The sequence below is a fragment of the Telluria sp. AZSoR62 genome (assembly GCF_058111565.1).
Genome location: NZ_JBYTST010000005.1, coordinates 282,241 through 296,018 on the forward strand (window position 1 = coordinate 282,241; position 13,778 = coordinate 296,018).

Genomic DNA, 13,778 nt, shown 5'->3' on the forward strand with positions numbered 1-13,778 from the left:
CTTTTCATGACTTGCCTATACAACCAGCATAAAATGTGTCGTTATTTGCCGACAGGAAACGAAAAAAGGCGTACCGAAGTACGCCTTTTGGGAGAGGGAAAGTGGCTTCAGGCCACGGCAGGCATGCGCGCAGCCGCTTCCAGCAGCAAGGCCGGATCTGCACCGGCCAGTTTTTTCGGATCGGACAACATCTGGCGGAAAGCCCTGGCGCCCGGCAGGCCGGTCATGATGCCGAGCATGTGGCGGGTAACGCTGTTGAGCTTGAGCCCGTGGCCGCCATGCAGGCGCAGCTGCTCGGCGATATACCGGACCATGGCTTCCAACACCTGCTGGCGGGTCTTCGGGCTGGCCTCAATGTCGCCATAGAACAAGGCGTCCCAGGTCGCCATTACCCACGGGTTGTGGTAAGCCTCGCGGCCAAGCATGACGCCGTCCACGTGCTCGAGATGCCGGGCGATCTCGGCATCGGTCTTGACGCCGCCGTTGATGATGACTTCCAGCCCGGGGAATTCGCGCTTGAGCTGGTACGCCACCTCGTAGCGCAGCGGCGGGATCTCGCGGTTTTCCTTGGGCGACAAACCCTTGAGCACGGCATTGCGGGCGTGCACAATGAAGGTGGAGCAGCCGGCGTCCGCAATGGTGCCGACGAAATCGCGCACGAAGCCGTATTCCTCGTTGTAGTCGATGCCGATGCGGTGCTTCACCGTCACGTCGATCGACACCGCGTCGCGCATCGCCTTGACGCAGTCGGCCACCAGTTGCGGCTCGCCCATCAGGCAGGCGCCGAAGGCGCCCTTCTGCACCCGCTCGGACGGGCAACCGCAGTTCAGGTTGATTTCCTTGTAGCCCCACTGCTCGCCCAGCTTCGCGCTCTTGGCCAGGTCGGCCGGGTCGCTGCCGCCCAGCTGCAGGGCAACCGGATGCTCGATGCCGTCATAGCGCAGGTGGCGCTCGACGTCGCCGTAGACCAGCGCACCGGTGGTGACCATTTCGGTGTAGAGCCAGGTGTGGCGGGTGATCTGGCGGTGGAAGACGCGGCAGTGGCGGTCGGTCCAGTCCATCATGGGGGCGACGGACAGGCGGCGCCCGCTTGCCGGCTTGGCAGGTGCAGGAGTCATGGAGTGCTTGAAAAACGCGCCGTGAAGGCGAAGCCCGACATGATAGTGCAAAAGGGGGGCGGCGTCAGGCCTGTTCGCCGGCCGCCGGGGGCGAGCTCTTCGGTCAGCTGGCCCAGCTTCCCGAACGCACCAGTTCGACGACGGCCTGGGCAAACGCGCGCGGCGCTTCCTGGGGCAGGTTGTGTCCGGCCCCGGGAACGCTCCGGTGGGCGCGGCGGGCCGGAAAGCGATGGGCCGAGGCGGTTCCGTCGGTCGCAGGCACCACGCCGTCGTCTGCGCCGTCGAGGGTAATCGAGGGCACCTGGATCGGCGGCAGTTGCGCCAGACGGCGCTCGGTCGCCGCATACTCCGGAAAGCCGGGGGCCAGGCCGAGGCGATGGCGATACGAGTGGATCACCACGTCGACGTAGTCGGGATTGTCGAACGAGGCCGCCGAGCGCAGGAAAGTCGCCTCGTCGACCTGCCACGAGGGCGAATTCCCCTTCCACATGACGCGCGCGATCGCAGCGCGGTTTTTCACCAACCCGGCATGGCCGCGCTCGGTCGTGAAATAGAACTGGTACCACAGGCCCGATTCGACCTTGGGCGATATCGGCACACCCGCCTTCGCGATGTCCTGCACCAGGTAGCCGTTGACGGAGACCAGCCCGACCACGCGCTCGGGCCGCAGCACGGCCGCCACGCAGGCGGCGCGCCCGCCCCAGTCGTACCCCGCCAGCACCGCCTGGGGCAGGCCCAGCGCATCCATCAGGTCGATCACGTCTTGCCCGATCGCCGCCTGCTGCCCTGCGCGCGGCGTGGCGCCCGACAGGAAGCGCGTGCTGCCGTGGCCGCGCAGGTGGGGCACGATCACACGGCAGCCCTGGGCCGCGAGCATGTGGGAAACCTCGGCATAGCTATGGATATCGTAGGGGTAGCCATGCAGCAGGAGGACCGGCTTGCCGTCGCGCGGGCCGGTTTCGTAGTAGCCGATATCGAGCAGGCCGGTGCGGACCTGCCTGATCGGCAGCATGGACGAGGGCTCCGTGGCGGCCCCCGGTTGCGGCGCCGTGGGCGCGACCAGGGCCGCGGCCGGTACGGCGCCGGCGCCGGCCAGCGCCAGTCCGGATGCGCCGCGCGCCAGGTTGAACAGGAAGAGCCTGCGGTGAAGCTGTAGGTTGGTCATGGTGTTGTCCTCGGTAAGGGGGCGCGAGCCTGTCGCAGCGCTGGCCGCGCCGGTGCAAGGGGCCGGCTGCGCGGCGTGCGCGGGCAGGCGGCGCCCGGATGCGCTTAGTTGTCGATCACGACGATGGGCTTGTCTTTCGCGACCAGGTAGGTGGCCAGCTCGGAGGTGACGCCGTCGCCGACATTGCGCGCCGAATGCGAGGCGCCGGCCGGAATGAACAGGGATTCACCCGCTTTCAAGCGGTAGGTCTTACCGTCCATCTCGTATTCGATCGTACCTTTCAGGACGTAGGCGATTTCGACGCCCGGGTGGGAATGCTTCGTAAAGGATGCCTTCGGCGCGAAATCCACGCGCACCTGGATCGCCAGTGTCTTGCTGTCGTACTCGCGGCGTACGGTTTCAGTGCGGGCAATGCCCTTGGCATCGAAGGCCGGTGCGGGCAAGTCGTCGCCGTGGGGGGCGCCGGCCAGGGCCTGGCCGGAGAGGCAAGCCAGCATGGCGGTGGCGGCAAAGATGGCGGAGAGGGTTTTCATGGTGTTTCCTTGTCGAGTCAATGAAGAAGGTGCGGAGGCGGGCCGGCGACGCGGGCCGCGCCGAAGCCGGCCGGTGAAGCCCGATGGGGGCCCTTAGCGGTCGCGCGCCGATTCGGCGACATAGACGCGCACGTCCTGCGCCTGCAGTTCGGCCGGCGCAATCTGGCTCAGCTTGAAGACCTGCCGGTTCGGCGCCGTATCGAAGTTCCAGGCGAAGCTGCCTTTCTCCGTGACGAAACGGACGATCTCGGCACGCTCGACGTTGACGTAGCGTGTCGTCGGACCGATGCGGATATCGCGCTGGGCGGACTGCGCGGGCGCCGCGACGCCGTAGGGTTGGGGAAGCTCGTCCGCATGCGAGGCGGCGCCGGCGGACAGCAGCACGGCTGCGAGGAGGTTTGCAAGATGACGGTTGGACATGATTCTCTTTCGATGATGTGGTGACCGGCGAACGGCGGGTTGCCGTGCATACCGGTTGCGTCGGTTGATGACGACAAGGGGATGGATTCCCTTGTCTTGAACGGGCTTTTTTTCTGCTCCGGTACGCAGCCTCGCCCGCGGCGGCTGCATCGGCTTACAAGGCAAGCCCTGCGTGCTGGACGGCTTGCCAGGCGGGCAGGTCTTCGATGGGCATGGGCATGCCGAACCAGTAGCCCTGGGCCAGGTCGCAACCCTGTTCGGCCAGGCAGTCCGAGACCCCCTGGCATTCGACGCCTTCGGCGACGACCTTGCGTCCCAGCGCATGGCCGAGCGCGATGGTCGAGCGGACGATGGCAGCCGCTTCCGCATCGCCGAGGATCGGCGCGATGAAGGACTGGTCGATCTTGATGCCGTCCATCGGGAACTGCCGCAGATAGCTCAAGCTGGCATAGCCTGTCCCGTAGTCGTCGATCATGATCTCGACTCCGCACTCCTTCAGGCGGGTCAGCGTCGCCAGCGCCGCTGCCGGGTCTTCGATCAAGGCGCTTTCGGTCAGCTCGAACTGCAGCAGTTCGGGACGCACGCCCCAGGCGTCGATCTGGTTCTGGACGCGTTGCACCATCGCCGGATACCGGATGTCGTGCGCCGACAGATTGACCGCGAGCGTCTGCACGCCCTCATGGGCCTGCCAGCCGCGCAGGAAACCCAGCGTTGCGTTGAGCACCCAGTTGGTCACGCGGCCGATCATCCCGCTTTGCTCGGCCAGCGCGATGAACTGCGCCGCGGGAAGCAGGCCGAGTGTGGGATGGGCCCAGCGCACCAGGGTTTCGGCGCCGGCCATGCGGCCGGTGCGCAGGTCGATCTTCGGCTGGCAGTACAGACGCAGTTCGTCGCGCTCGACCGCTCCGAACAGGTCGCCCATCAGCGCCAGCCGGCTGGCCTGCAAGCGCTGCTGGGCGTTGGTGTAGACGGCTACCCGCCTGCCGCCCGGCCCGGCCTGGGCCAGGGCTGCGTTGGCGCGGCGGCACAGCGCCGCCGGCGACACCACGTCGTCGGCATCGCCCGCCAGCCCGCCGCTGACCTGGATGCAGAAGGCCATTCCCGCCACTGCGAACGGACGGTCCATCAGGTGGCACAGCGCTTCGGCGTAGGCGGGGGCATGGCCCACCGCGGCGCCGCGCAGGATCAGGCGCAGGGTGTCGTCGCTGTAGCGCGCCAGGACACTGTGCGCAGGAAGCGTCGCCTCGATCCGGTCCACGGCCTGCCGCAGCAGCTCGTCGGCGATGTCGTCGCCGAACACCTGCCCGATTTCCTGCAGGCGCCCCAGGTGCAGGTGCAGCACCAGGAGCGGCAAGCCGGCCGCGCGCGCATCGTGCCAGCATTGCGCCAGCGTCTCCCGCTGCCGCCTGGGGTCGGGCTGCGCGGCGCCGGCGCGCGGCTTGCGCTCGCCGCCGATGTTCTCGCTGCCGCTCGTGCTGTCTTGTTCCATCAGGCCCTCCCGCTTGGACGATTGCGCATCGATGTCGTGTGTGGCGCAGGGCGCTCAGCCCTGCCCTGGCGCCGGACTAGAAGCTGTAGATGGCGTAGCCGTCGGCGGCCAGTTGGGCGATGCTCGGCAGGCCCGAGGTGCCCGGCACGCTGTTGTCGGTGACCAGGTCGAAGCCGTTCTTCTCGGCGTCTTCGCGGGCGCCGAACACGTCGGCGCAGCCGCAGGACACGCCGGCGACGGTATCGGACACGGCCGAGTACAAAGCGTGCAGCGGATGGGCCTTGTCCATCACCACGCCGGCCCAGCGGGTGCCGGTGCCCTGGAAATAGATGGCCACTTCGGTACCGCGCTGCTTGAAGTCGTAGGCGGCGGCCAGGCCGTTGAACAGGCGGCCGAGGGCTTCCTCGCCGCCGTGCTTTGGATCCGAGAAAATGATGATGGCTGCTTTCATGATGTGCTCCTGGTTGGGTTGGTTCGTCGTGGACATGTAGCCGTCGAAGGCATGGATCCCATTCTGGGCACTTCCTCGTTCCTGAAAAATAGTGCAGGGAGAAATTGATTGTTTCGGTAGGGAGTGCTTATGCGGCAGACAAGCGCTGCGGGCGGCAGGCGATTGCCGCCTTGCGCTCACACGCATGAAGGCTTATGCTGGATTGTCAATACGAAAACAATGGGCGCGGCACCCTGCTGCACCAGACCGGTGCGCGCGGATCAATTCACCTTCTTGATCGGAGACGTCGATGACCGAACATTCCAAGTTTCACCGCGGCGAGCGGGTTATCCAGGAGCGCGCAGGCGACACCGCGCAGGCCGACCGCAACATCTCGGTACTGACCGATACCGTGATCGGCGGCGCGCGCCCTTTCATCGGCAAGCAGGGCATGGCGGTGGTGGGAAGCGTCGATCCCGGCGGCGGCGTGTGGGCGTCGGTTTTGTTCGGCCAGCCGGGCTTCGCGCATACCGAGACGGGCAAGTCGATCCAATTGTCGGTGCCGCAGGAAGAGCGCGACGAGACCGATCCGTTCTGGACCAATATCGGCGCCAATATCAGCATAGGCATGCTGTTCATCGAGCTGGGCAGCCGGCGGCGCTACCGTGTCAACGGCAAGCTCGCCGCGATCGACGCGGCCGATGTGGAAGTGGACGTGGTCGAGGCCTATCCGAACTGCCCCAAGTACATCCAGCGGCGCACCCTGCGCGCCGTCGGCAGCAGCGGACTGTCCGCCGCCGCGGCGCATGGCGCGCTGCTGGACGGAGACGCCGCCGCGATCGTGCGCCAGGCGGACACCCTGTTCGTGGCAAGCTGCCATCCGGAGTACGGCGCCGACGTGTCGCACCGCGGCGGGACGAGCGGCTTCATCACCATCCTTGATGAACACACCCTGCGCATCCCTGATTATCCCGGCAACTGCCTCTACAATACGTTCGGTAATTTCGAGGTGTATCCGCGCGCCGGCTTGTGCATTCCCGATTTCGCCGGCAACCGCCTGTTGCAACTGACCGGCAGCGTGGCGCTGCACTGGGACATGCCCGACCCGGCCGGCCAGACCGGCGGCACCCTGCGCTTCTGGGACTTCAAGGTCGAGCGCCTGGTCGTGCGCAACACGCCCCAGCAACTGGAATGGGAATACCTCGATCCTTCGCCGTTCAATATGCCGCTGGCCACCGCCTGAACCGCCTACAGGTCGAGTTCGAGGTCGCCGCCGGTGGCCCATGAAACGCAGGTGGTCATGCCCTGCAGGCGCTGCTGCGGCGTGAGGCAGACGTCGCGGTGCACCGGCGTGCCCGCCACCACCTGGGCAAAGCAGTTGCCGCATTCGCCGCGCTTGCAGTCGTAGGAGACGAAGGCGTCGGCGGCAAGCATGGCGTCCAGGATCGACGTGCCGGGCGCGACCTCGATCCGCAGGTCGCTCTGGCGCAGGTAGAGCCGCACCGGCTGGTCCTGGCTGGCGCTGCGCGCGCCGAAGCTCTCGACGTGCACGTGGGACGCAGGCCAGCCCAGCGCCACGGCGCGGGTGCGGATTGCTTCGAGCAGCGACTGCGGGCCGCAGGCATGCAGCTCACTGCCCTCGGCATAGCGGCCGATCAGCGCGTCGAGGTCGGGACGCTCGCCGCTGCCGGTGAGATAGGTCGACACCCGGGCGTGGCGCATGCCGTCGAATTCGCCCGTCAGCACCATGCGTTCGGCGTCGCGCGCCAGGTAATGCAATTCGAAGCCGTGGCCGTCCGCTTCGAGGGCGTGCGCCATTGCGCTCATCGGCGTGATGCCGATCCCGCCCGCGACCAGCACGGTGCGCACGGCGCCGCGGTGCAGCGGGAACGCGTCGGCCGGCGCACTCAATTCGACTTCCATGCCCGCCTGGTACTGGTCGTGCAGCACGCGCGAGCCGCCCTGCCCCGCAGCCTCGCGCTGCACCGCGATGCGCAGGCAGTCGCCCGGCGCACCGACCAGGGAATAGGCCTTGCGGAATGTTTCGCCCGACTGCGCGCGGAAGTCGATCTCGACATGGCTGCCCGGCGCCCATGCGGGCACCGGGGAACCATCGGCGGGCAGCAGGCGGAATTCCTTCACGTAGGGGCCGTGCTGCACGACGGTATGAATGAGGTAGCGCATGATCTCGAGCCTTTGCATGAAGTGAAGCGGTGGAGAAGGTCCTGCCTGGCCGGTGCGCGGATGCGGCCCAGCCTTTGCCGTGCCGCCGGGGCCCATCCGGGCCCCGGCATCCGGTCAGAAGCTGTAGATGGCGTAGCCGTCGGCGGCCAGCTGGGCGATGCTCGGCAGGCCCGAGGTGCCCGGCACGCTGTTGTCGGTGACCAGGTCGAAGCCGTTCTTCTCGGCGTCTTCGCGGGCGCCGAACACGTCGGCGCAGCCGCAGGACACGCCGGCGACGGTATCGGACACGGCCGAGTACAAAGCGTGCAGCGGATGGGCCTTGTCCATCACCACGCCGGCCCAGCGGGTGCCGGTGCCCTGGAAATAGATGGCCACTTCGGTGCCGCGCTGCTTGAAGTCGTAGGCGGCGGCCAGGCCGTTGAACAGGCGGCCGAGGGCTTCCTCGCCGCCGTGCTTTGGATCCGAGAAAATGATGATGGCTGCTTTCATGATGCGCTCCTGTGGGTGTGTCGGTTGAATGAGTAGCCGTCTTCACGGCATGGAAGTCATTCTGGCCGACAGGCGCAGGACGAGAAACGGGGCGCGGAGAAATGGATTGTTTCGGCAAGCGGAATGTCCAGGGCCTGTGCCCCCCGCGCAGGCGAATGCGCGCCCCGGACGGCGTTCAGGCTTGCTATGCCAGCCTGTCCGCGAGGTGGACGAGCGACCTGGCGCCGTCCAGGCCGCGCCCGTGCATCGCCTCGGGATTCACGCCGCTCGAGCGCATGCCGTCCGCAAAATGCTCGATGTCCTTTTCCATCAGACCCGCCAGGTGACGCGCCGGCTCCGGCGTGAATCCACCAGCGCATCGAGGATGACGCTCGAACCGCTGCTGCTCCTGATCATGTCGGCCACAACGCGCAGATCGAGTTTCAGCTGGCCGGCCAGGTCGAGCACGCGGGCGATGTTGTCGAGATTGCTCATGGCCATGGCGTTATTCAGCAGCTTGCCGAGTTGACCGGAACCGGCAGCACCCATCGGCACCACCTTGCGCGCGTAGCTGCCCTGGTCGCCCAGGCCGATGAAGCCGACCTTCGGCGCCGCGGGATCGGGAAGACGCGGCGGCGTCATCGGGCGAGCATCCGCAGGGTGTCTTCCCACAGGCGCTCGGCCAGCACCGGGTCGAGCGCATGGGCGGCCACGCCGCGGTAATCGGCCGGACGGTGGGCCACCACCGGCGCTTCGTTGCAGTCTTCGAAATAGCGTCCTCCGACACCCTGGAGCAGGGGCGACGCCGCCAGCAATACCGAGGTGGCCGCGCCCTGCGCGGTGTTCTTGCGCCGCTCCGGAGGCGTCTTGAGACCACCGGTATGCTTTTGCAGGTTGGTCGCGATGGCGCCCGGGTTCAGGGCATTGACGAAGATGCCGTCCGCGGCCCAGCGCCGCGTCGCTTCGACCGCCATCAGGGCGCAGGCGGACTTGGACTGGCCATAGGCCAGCAGCGGATCGTAGGCGAGGAAATCGAAATGCATGTCGCCGAAGAACACCGGTGCGATCAGGTTGCCGCTGGAGCTGACCGAGACGATGCGCGCCCCTCCCTCGGTTTTCGCCGCGGCCAATGCACGGTGCAGGCCCAGGGCCAGGGCGAAGTGACCGATGTAGTTGGTCGACAGCTGCATCTCCCAGCCTTGCGCCGTCAGCGTGCGCTCCGGAATGGCCATGACCCCGCCGTTATTGACCAGCATGTGCAGCGGGCCCTGCCAGTTCGCAGCGAAGGCCTGCACGCTGGCCAGGTCCGCCAGGTCCAGAACGCCCACCTTCACCAGGTCGTGCCCGCCTGCGGCATTCAGGTCGGCGGCGACGCGGCCGCCGGCTTCCGGGTTGCGCACCGCGATCGTGACCTCGGCCCCGGCGGCGGCCAGCACGCGGGCCGTGTCGATGCCGATACCGGAAGATCCGCCGGTGACGATGGCGCGCTTGCCGCGCAGGTCGACGCCGCGCAGCACCTCGTCGGCAGTAGAAGAAAAGCCGAAGGGCGTGGTAATCGTGGATGTCATTGCAAGCTCCTTGTGGTCATTGGCGCGCTGTCGGCGCCGCGTCGCTCAAGCATAGGGCGAACGCATTGGTGAAACTAGACCGCCGAGGCTGGACGACTTGTTGAGCGGATCGGGACAATCGGCCGCGTGACATTCTTGCGCCACTTGAAACAATCAATTGCAAGCTACACCGTTTTTCTGTCGCTTCATGCTGGGCAGAATGAATCCATTGCCGGCTCGGTCATGCAGTCGATGAACGATGCGCCCCAGCGCCGGCCTGCCACCGGACGGGCTCGCGGCCCGTCCGGGCGCTTCCCTACACCCCAGGTGGGCACTCGGCGTCCCGACGGTGGCGAACCGCACCGGCATGTATGCAGTGTATGCATGCAGTACAGCCGCGCCTGTCCATGGCAAACGCCACCGGACACGCGCGCACTTCCCACTCACTTCACCAGGAGAAACCACCATGCCAGCCACATCAATCATCCGGATCGGCGTCGCCGACGGCCAGTTCGACTGCCACGTCGCCTGGCCGGACGCGCGCGAAGCCCGTCCGGTCATCATCGTCCTGCAGGAGATTTTCGGCGTCAACGCCGGCATCCGCAGCATCGCCGACGCCTATGCCGCCAAGGGCTACATCGCGATCGCGCCCGACCTGTTCTGGCGCGACGCCCCCGGCCTGTCCCTGTCCGAGGACAAGGAAGGCGACTGGGAGCAGGCCCTTGCCCTCTACAAGGCCTACGATTTTGCCGCAGGCATCGACGACATCGGCGCCGTTGCGGCCGCCGCGCGCACGCTGGTCGGCGCCAGCGGCAAGGTCGGCGTGACAGGCTACTGCCTGGGCGGCCTGCTGACCTACCTGAGCGCGGCACGCTTCGAGGCCGACGCCTTCGTCGCCTATTACGGCGGCGGCACCGACCAGTATGTGAACGAAGCCGACGCGATCCGCTCCCCCCTTCTCTACCACCTGGCCGGCGCCGACGAGTACATCGGCCCGCCAGCCCAGGCCGCGATCCGCGAAGCGCTTGCGCGCCGCCCGGGCCGCGAGGTCCATGTCTACCCGGCACGCGACCACGCCTTCGCCCGTCCGGGCGGACACCACTACCACGCCGCCGATGCGGGTCTGGCCAATGCCCGTACGGATGCCTTTTTCCAGCGCCACCTGGCCCTGGAACCCTGACACCCGCACCACGCCGGGCCGCCGCGCCCGACAGCCCATCGTGGAACGCATCCGGCCCAGGCAGCCAGAGCCGGACGAACTGGCGGCCGCGCTCAAACAAGGGGATTGCCGGCGCGGGGAGAAATGCTGCATTCCTCCCCGCCGCCTGTGCGGCTCAAGGCGAGCTGCCTAGAATGAACTGTCTTCTTTCAACCAGTAAAGGCAGCCCACCATGTCCATCCCAGCACGTATTTCCGCTTCCTTCGCCGCCTTCGCACTGGCGGCATCCTTCATCCAGCCGGCCCACGCGGCCGAGATCGCGTACCGGAATGTCGAGGTCGACGGCGTGCGTATCGCCTACCGCGAAGCCGGCGACCCGCGCCAGCCGGCCATCCTGCTGCTGCACGGCGTTCCCAGCTCGTCGCGCATGTACGATCGCCTGATGCGCGAGCTCGGCGAGCGCTACCACCTGATCGCGCCCGATTATCCGGGTTTCGGCAACAGCGCCGCGCCGGACCCCGGCGGATTCGCCTACACCTTCGACCACCTCGCGCACATCGTCGGCAAGTTCACCAGCCGGGTCGGCCTGGCGCGCTACACGCTGTTCATGCAGGATTACGGGGCGCCGGTCGGCATGCGCCTTGCCATGGCGCAGCCGCAGGCGGTCCAGGCGCTGATCTTCCAGAACGGTAACGTCTACGCGGAAGGCCTCGGCCCGATGTGGGCGTCGCGCCAGGGCTTTTGGCAAGACCGCGCGGCATTCGAGGCCAAGGTCGTCGCCGCGCACCAGTCGGTGGAGGTCACGCGCGCGCGCCACGTCGGCACCGATCCGAATGTCGCGGCCTACGATCCGGACTTGTGGATGGACGAATGGGCCTACCTGAACCGGCCAGGCCAGGCGCGCATCCAGGCCGACCTGATCCACGACTACCAGCACAACCTCACCCGCTATCCCGAGTGGCAGCAATGGCTGCGCAAGCAGCAGCTGCCGACCCTGGTCATGTGGGGCAAGCACGACCAGGCCTTCGTGACGCCAGGCGCGCTGGCGTTCAAGCGCGACAATCCGCGCGCCGAGGTGCATATCCTGGATGGAGGGCATTTCGTGATGGATACCCGTTTGCCGGAGGTGGCGGCGATGACCGCGGATTTCATGCGTGCCCAACACCTGTCGCAAGCGGCAAGGCGCTGAAGAGGCGGCCGGGGCGGCAGGCGCGCCGCCCGCGGATCGTGCCCGGTTCCGCAAGGCCGGTCCTCCCCGATTGCGTGGTGCCGGGCGGCACGGTGCGCGTCAGGTGTGAAGGACGGCGGACGCCGGCTTGCGACACGGCCGCGCCAACGCGTGCAACGCCCATTGGCTGGCGTATCATCAGGCAGGCCGTCCGGCAGGCCATTTCGGAGGTTCCGTTCGATGGATCAAGCCTACACACCGATCGACTGTTCGCGCCACGACGAGTTGCTCGCCCGCGCCACCCTGCGCACGACCTGCTTGCTCGAGGTGGCGGCGCCCGATGGGGCGCCGCTCGTCCTGAAGGGCGTTATCGCGGACGTCTATACCGAGGCGGGCGCGGAATACCTGCGCCTGCGCGATGGACCGACCATCCGCCTCGACCGCATACTGGCACTGGACGGGCAGCCCTTCCGCTGACGCGCGGCCGGCTGCTCATTGCCATGGCAGGGCCCACCACTGCCCGAGGTCGGCGCGCCATTCACCGCCGCCCTGGCGTCCTTGCCCGCCGCCTTGCGCGGGACGGCGGCGCCGCGGCAGCTGCATCAGCCATGCCATCACGCCGCTCCACGTGGGTTTCATAATCCGAGCTCGCTCAGCCCGGGATGCCCGTCCGGACGCCGTCCCAGGGGCCAGCGGAACTTGCGCTCCGATTCGGCAATGGGCAGGTCGTTGATGCAGGCGTAGCGATTGACCATCAGCCCGTCCGGACCGAATTCCCAATTCTCGTTGCCGTAGGAACGGAACCAGTTGCCCGAGTCGTCGCGCCATTCGTAGGCGTAGCGCACGGCGATCCGGTTGTCCGTGAAGGCCCACAGCTCCTTGATCAGCCGGTACTCCAGCTCGCGGCGCCATTTCCGTTCCAGGAAGGCTTGCGCCTGATCCCGTCCCTGCGCGAATTCGGCGCGGTTGCGCCAGCGGGTGTCGAGACTGTAGGCCAACGCGACCCGGGCCGGATCGCGGCTGTTCCAGCCGTCTTCGGCCAGGCGGATCTTTTCGATGGCGCTGTCGCGGGTGAAGGGCGGTAGCGGAAGCCGGCGTTCGTTGGTGGTGTCCATGATGGTCTGCGCTCACGAGCCGACGATGGCGCGGGCAAGCGTATCGGCTACTGCCTGGTGCAGGCGGCCGCTGGCTGCTGCGCCGCCGGGTTCCGGATTGACATCGACGAGGGTGGCTGCTTTCATGACATGCTCCTGGAGAGTGCTGCGATCGGTTGGGTAGCCGTCGTGACGGCGTGCAGACCATTCTGGTTGGCAAACCTATTCGAAGAAACGGGGCGAGGAGAAATGGATTATTTCGGAAGGCGCAATGGCAGGTGCGCCAGCCAGTACATCCAGGCGACGCAGCCAGATTTATTTCCAAGCGACAATTTTTAGACGTTTGAGCTTCCCTGACTCGCTACAATCGGTGCAAGCCGACGTGCCGCGCCCGTCTTGTCGAACCCTTTGGCAGACCGGCCGGCTCGCATGCCGAAGAGCCATGCAAGGCGTCGGACCACCATTTCGCCACCACCGGACGCGCCCGCCACGCTATGACAGCGATCAACCGCCATTTTCCTACTCCCCTGCCGAACGCGAAGCCTGCCGATTCGGCCTCGAAGCTCGAGAACCTGTACAAGACGCTGCAGCAACTCAGGAAACAGCTGCGCTCGCTTTACGAACAGCTGGAGAACGCCAGCGGTATCGCCGAACGCATGGCGATCCGGCGCCAGATCACCGCCGTCGAAGAGATGGTCGAGACGGTCCGCAGGCAAATCATGCTCATTACCCAGCTGGAAAAACGCACGCAAGTCGCGAAGCTGCAAATGGCCACCCTCGACGAGGCGCTGGCGGTCGACGCGCTCACGCCGGCCGAGGAGGCCGGCGACAACCCGTACAAGCCGCCGTACGACCTGAGCGAATAGCGGGCCGATCTGCCGCTCAGCCATTCTTGCGCCCGGCGAAACGAAGCATTGCAGCGTGCGGCGTTTCCAGACCCGCTGCGCTCCACGACAATGGACGCCTGTCCCGCCGAACCGGCCGGCCCCGGGCACAGCCCCAT

General features: G+C 67.0%; 18 protein-coding genes. 5 read left to right on the top strand and 13 right to left on the bottom strand.

The window, feature by feature from the left end; all coding sequences use genetic code 11:
* Positions 1-107: 107 nt before the first annotated feature.
* The 6 genes from dusA to AC3XQU_RS10800 all read right to left on the bottom strand — a co-directional run bounded on the left by dusA (position 108) and on the right by AC3XQU_RS10800 (position 5,176).
* Complete coding sequence (dusA, locus tag AC3XQU_RS10775) at positions 108-1,118, bottom strand: tRNA dihydrouridine(20/20a) synthase DusA (protein ID WP_489874149.1); 1,011 nt, start codon at positions 1,116-1,118, stop codon at positions 108-110.
* A gap of 103 nt (positions 1,119-1,221) precedes the next feature.
* Positions 1,222-2,283: an alpha/beta fold hydrolase gene (locus AC3XQU_RS10780; RefSeq protein ID WP_489874150.1), complete on the bottom strand. Its 1,062-nt coding sequence runs from the start codon at positions 2,281-2,283 to the stop codon at positions 1,222-1,224.
* 104 nt (positions 2,284-2,387) lie between these two features.
* Complete coding sequence (locus tag AC3XQU_RS10785; RefSeq protein ID WP_489874151.1) at positions 2,388-2,816, bottom strand: cupin domain-containing protein; 429 nt, start codon at positions 2,814-2,816, stop codon at positions 2,388-2,390.
* A gap of 93 nt (positions 2,817-2,909) precedes the next feature.
* Positions 2,910-3,236 (bottom strand): CzcE family metal-binding protein, encoded by a 327-nt coding sequence (locus AC3XQU_RS10790; protein ID WP_489874152.1) that lies wholly within the window; start codon positions 3,234-3,236, stop codon positions 2,910-2,912.
* A 154-nt stretch (positions 3,237-3,390) separates the two neighbouring features.
* Positions 3,391-4,725 carry a putative bifunctional diguanylate cyclase/phosphodiesterase gene (locus AC3XQU_RS10795; RefSeq protein WP_489874153.1) on the bottom strand — a complete coding sequence of 445 codons (1,335 nt, stop codon included), beginning with the start codon at positions 4,723-4,725 and terminating at the stop codon, positions 3,391-3,393.
* Between the two features lie 76 nt (positions 4,726-4,801).
* Positions 4,802-5,176 (bottom strand): DsrE family protein, encoded by a 375-nt coding sequence (locus AC3XQU_RS10800; RefSeq protein ID WP_489874154.1) that lies wholly within the window; start codon positions 5,174-5,176, stop codon positions 4,802-4,804.
* 289 nt (positions 5,177-5,465) lie between these two features.
* Here AC3XQU_RS10800 and AC3XQU_RS10805 point away from each other — a divergent pair, with 289 nt between their 5' ends.
* Positions 5,466-6,398, top strand: a complete 933-nt coding sequence (locus tag AC3XQU_RS10805) for a pyridoxamine 5'-phosphate oxidase family protein (RefSeq protein WP_489874155.1) — start codon at positions 5,466-5,468, stop codon at positions 6,396-6,398.
* Between the two features lie 5 nt (positions 6,399-6,403).
* Here AC3XQU_RS10805 and AC3XQU_RS10810 read toward each other — a convergent pair whose 3' ends face one another.
* The 5 genes from AC3XQU_RS10810 to AC3XQU_RS10830 all read right to left on the bottom strand — a co-directional run bounded on the left by AC3XQU_RS10810 (position 6,404) and on the right by AC3XQU_RS10830 (position 9,375).
* Entirely contained in the window at positions 6,404-7,339 is a 936-nt protein-coding gene (locus tag AC3XQU_RS10810) for a PDR/VanB family oxidoreductase (RefSeq protein ID WP_489874156.1), read from the bottom strand.
* 114 nt (positions 7,340-7,453) lie between these two features.
* Entirely contained in the window at positions 7,454-7,828 is a 375-nt protein-coding gene (locus tag AC3XQU_RS10815) for a DsrE family protein (RefSeq protein WP_489874154.1), read from the bottom strand.
* A 184-nt stretch (positions 7,829-8,012) separates the two neighbouring features.
* On the bottom strand, positions 8,013-8,138 hold the full coding sequence (locus AC3XQU_RS10820; protein ID WP_489874157.1) for a hypothetical protein: 126 nt from the start codon (positions 8,136-8,138) through the stop codon (positions 8,013-8,015).
* On the bottom strand, positions 8,138-8,449 hold the full coding sequence (locus AC3XQU_RS10825; protein WP_489874158.1) for an NAD-binding protein: 312 nt from the start codon (positions 8,447-8,449) through the stop codon (positions 8,138-8,140). Before AC3XQU_RS10825 ends, AC3XQU_RS10820 begins: the two co-directional genes overlap by 1 nt.
* Positions 8,446-9,375, bottom strand: coding sequence for an SDR family NAD(P)-dependent oxidoreductase (locus AC3XQU_RS10830; RefSeq protein WP_489874159.1), 930 nt, complete (start codon positions 9,373-9,375; stop codon positions 8,446-8,448). The genes AC3XQU_RS10825 and AC3XQU_RS10830 overlap by 4 nt, the downstream gene beginning before the upstream one ends.
* A 445-nt stretch (positions 9,376-9,820) precedes the next feature.
* On the opposite strand from AC3XQU_RS10830, the gene AC3XQU_RS10835 reads away from it, so the two are divergent.
* The 3 genes from AC3XQU_RS10835 to AC3XQU_RS10845 all read left to right on the top strand — a co-directional run bounded on the left by AC3XQU_RS10835 (position 9,821) and on the right by AC3XQU_RS10845 (position 12,158).
* On the top strand, positions 9,821-10,534 hold the full coding sequence (locus AC3XQU_RS10835; protein ID WP_489874160.1) for a dienelactone hydrolase family protein: 714 nt from the start codon (positions 9,821-9,823) through the stop codon (positions 10,532-10,534).
* A 211-nt stretch (positions 10,535-10,745) separates the two neighbouring features.
* The gene (locus AC3XQU_RS10840) at positions 10,746-11,702 is read left to right on the top strand and encodes an alpha/beta fold hydrolase (RefSeq protein ID WP_489874161.1); all 957 of its coding nucleotides are present in this window, start codon (positions 10,746-10,748) and stop codon (positions 11,700-11,702) included.
* A 219-nt stretch (positions 11,703-11,921) separates the two neighbouring features.
* On the top strand, positions 11,922-12,158 hold the full coding sequence (locus tag AC3XQU_RS10845) for a hypothetical protein (protein WP_489874162.1): 237 nt from the start codon (positions 11,922-11,924) through the stop codon (positions 12,156-12,158).
* A 15-nt stretch (positions 12,159-12,173) separates the two neighbouring features.
* On the opposite strand, the gene AC3XQU_RS10850 is transcribed toward AC3XQU_RS10845, so the two are convergent.
* The gene (locus AC3XQU_RS10850) at positions 12,174-12,320 is read right to left on the bottom strand and encodes a hypothetical protein (RefSeq protein WP_489874163.1); all 147 of its coding nucleotides are present in this window, start codon (positions 12,318-12,320) and stop codon (positions 12,174-12,176) included.
* Complete coding sequence (locus tag AC3XQU_RS10855) at positions 12,317-12,796, bottom strand: nuclear transport factor 2 family protein (RefSeq protein ID WP_489874164.1); 480 nt, start codon at positions 12,794-12,796, stop codon at positions 12,317-12,319. The genes AC3XQU_RS10850 and AC3XQU_RS10855 overlap by 4 nt, the downstream gene beginning before the upstream one ends.
* 473 nt (positions 12,797-13,269) lie before the next feature.
* Here AC3XQU_RS10855 and AC3XQU_RS10860 point away from each other — a divergent pair, with 473 nt between their 5' ends.
* A complete protein-coding gene (locus AC3XQU_RS10860) occupies positions 13,270-13,641 on the top strand; it encodes a hypothetical protein (RefSeq protein ID WP_489874165.1) in 372 nt (123 codons plus the stop codon).
* Positions 13,642-13,778: the final 137 nt, after the last annotated feature.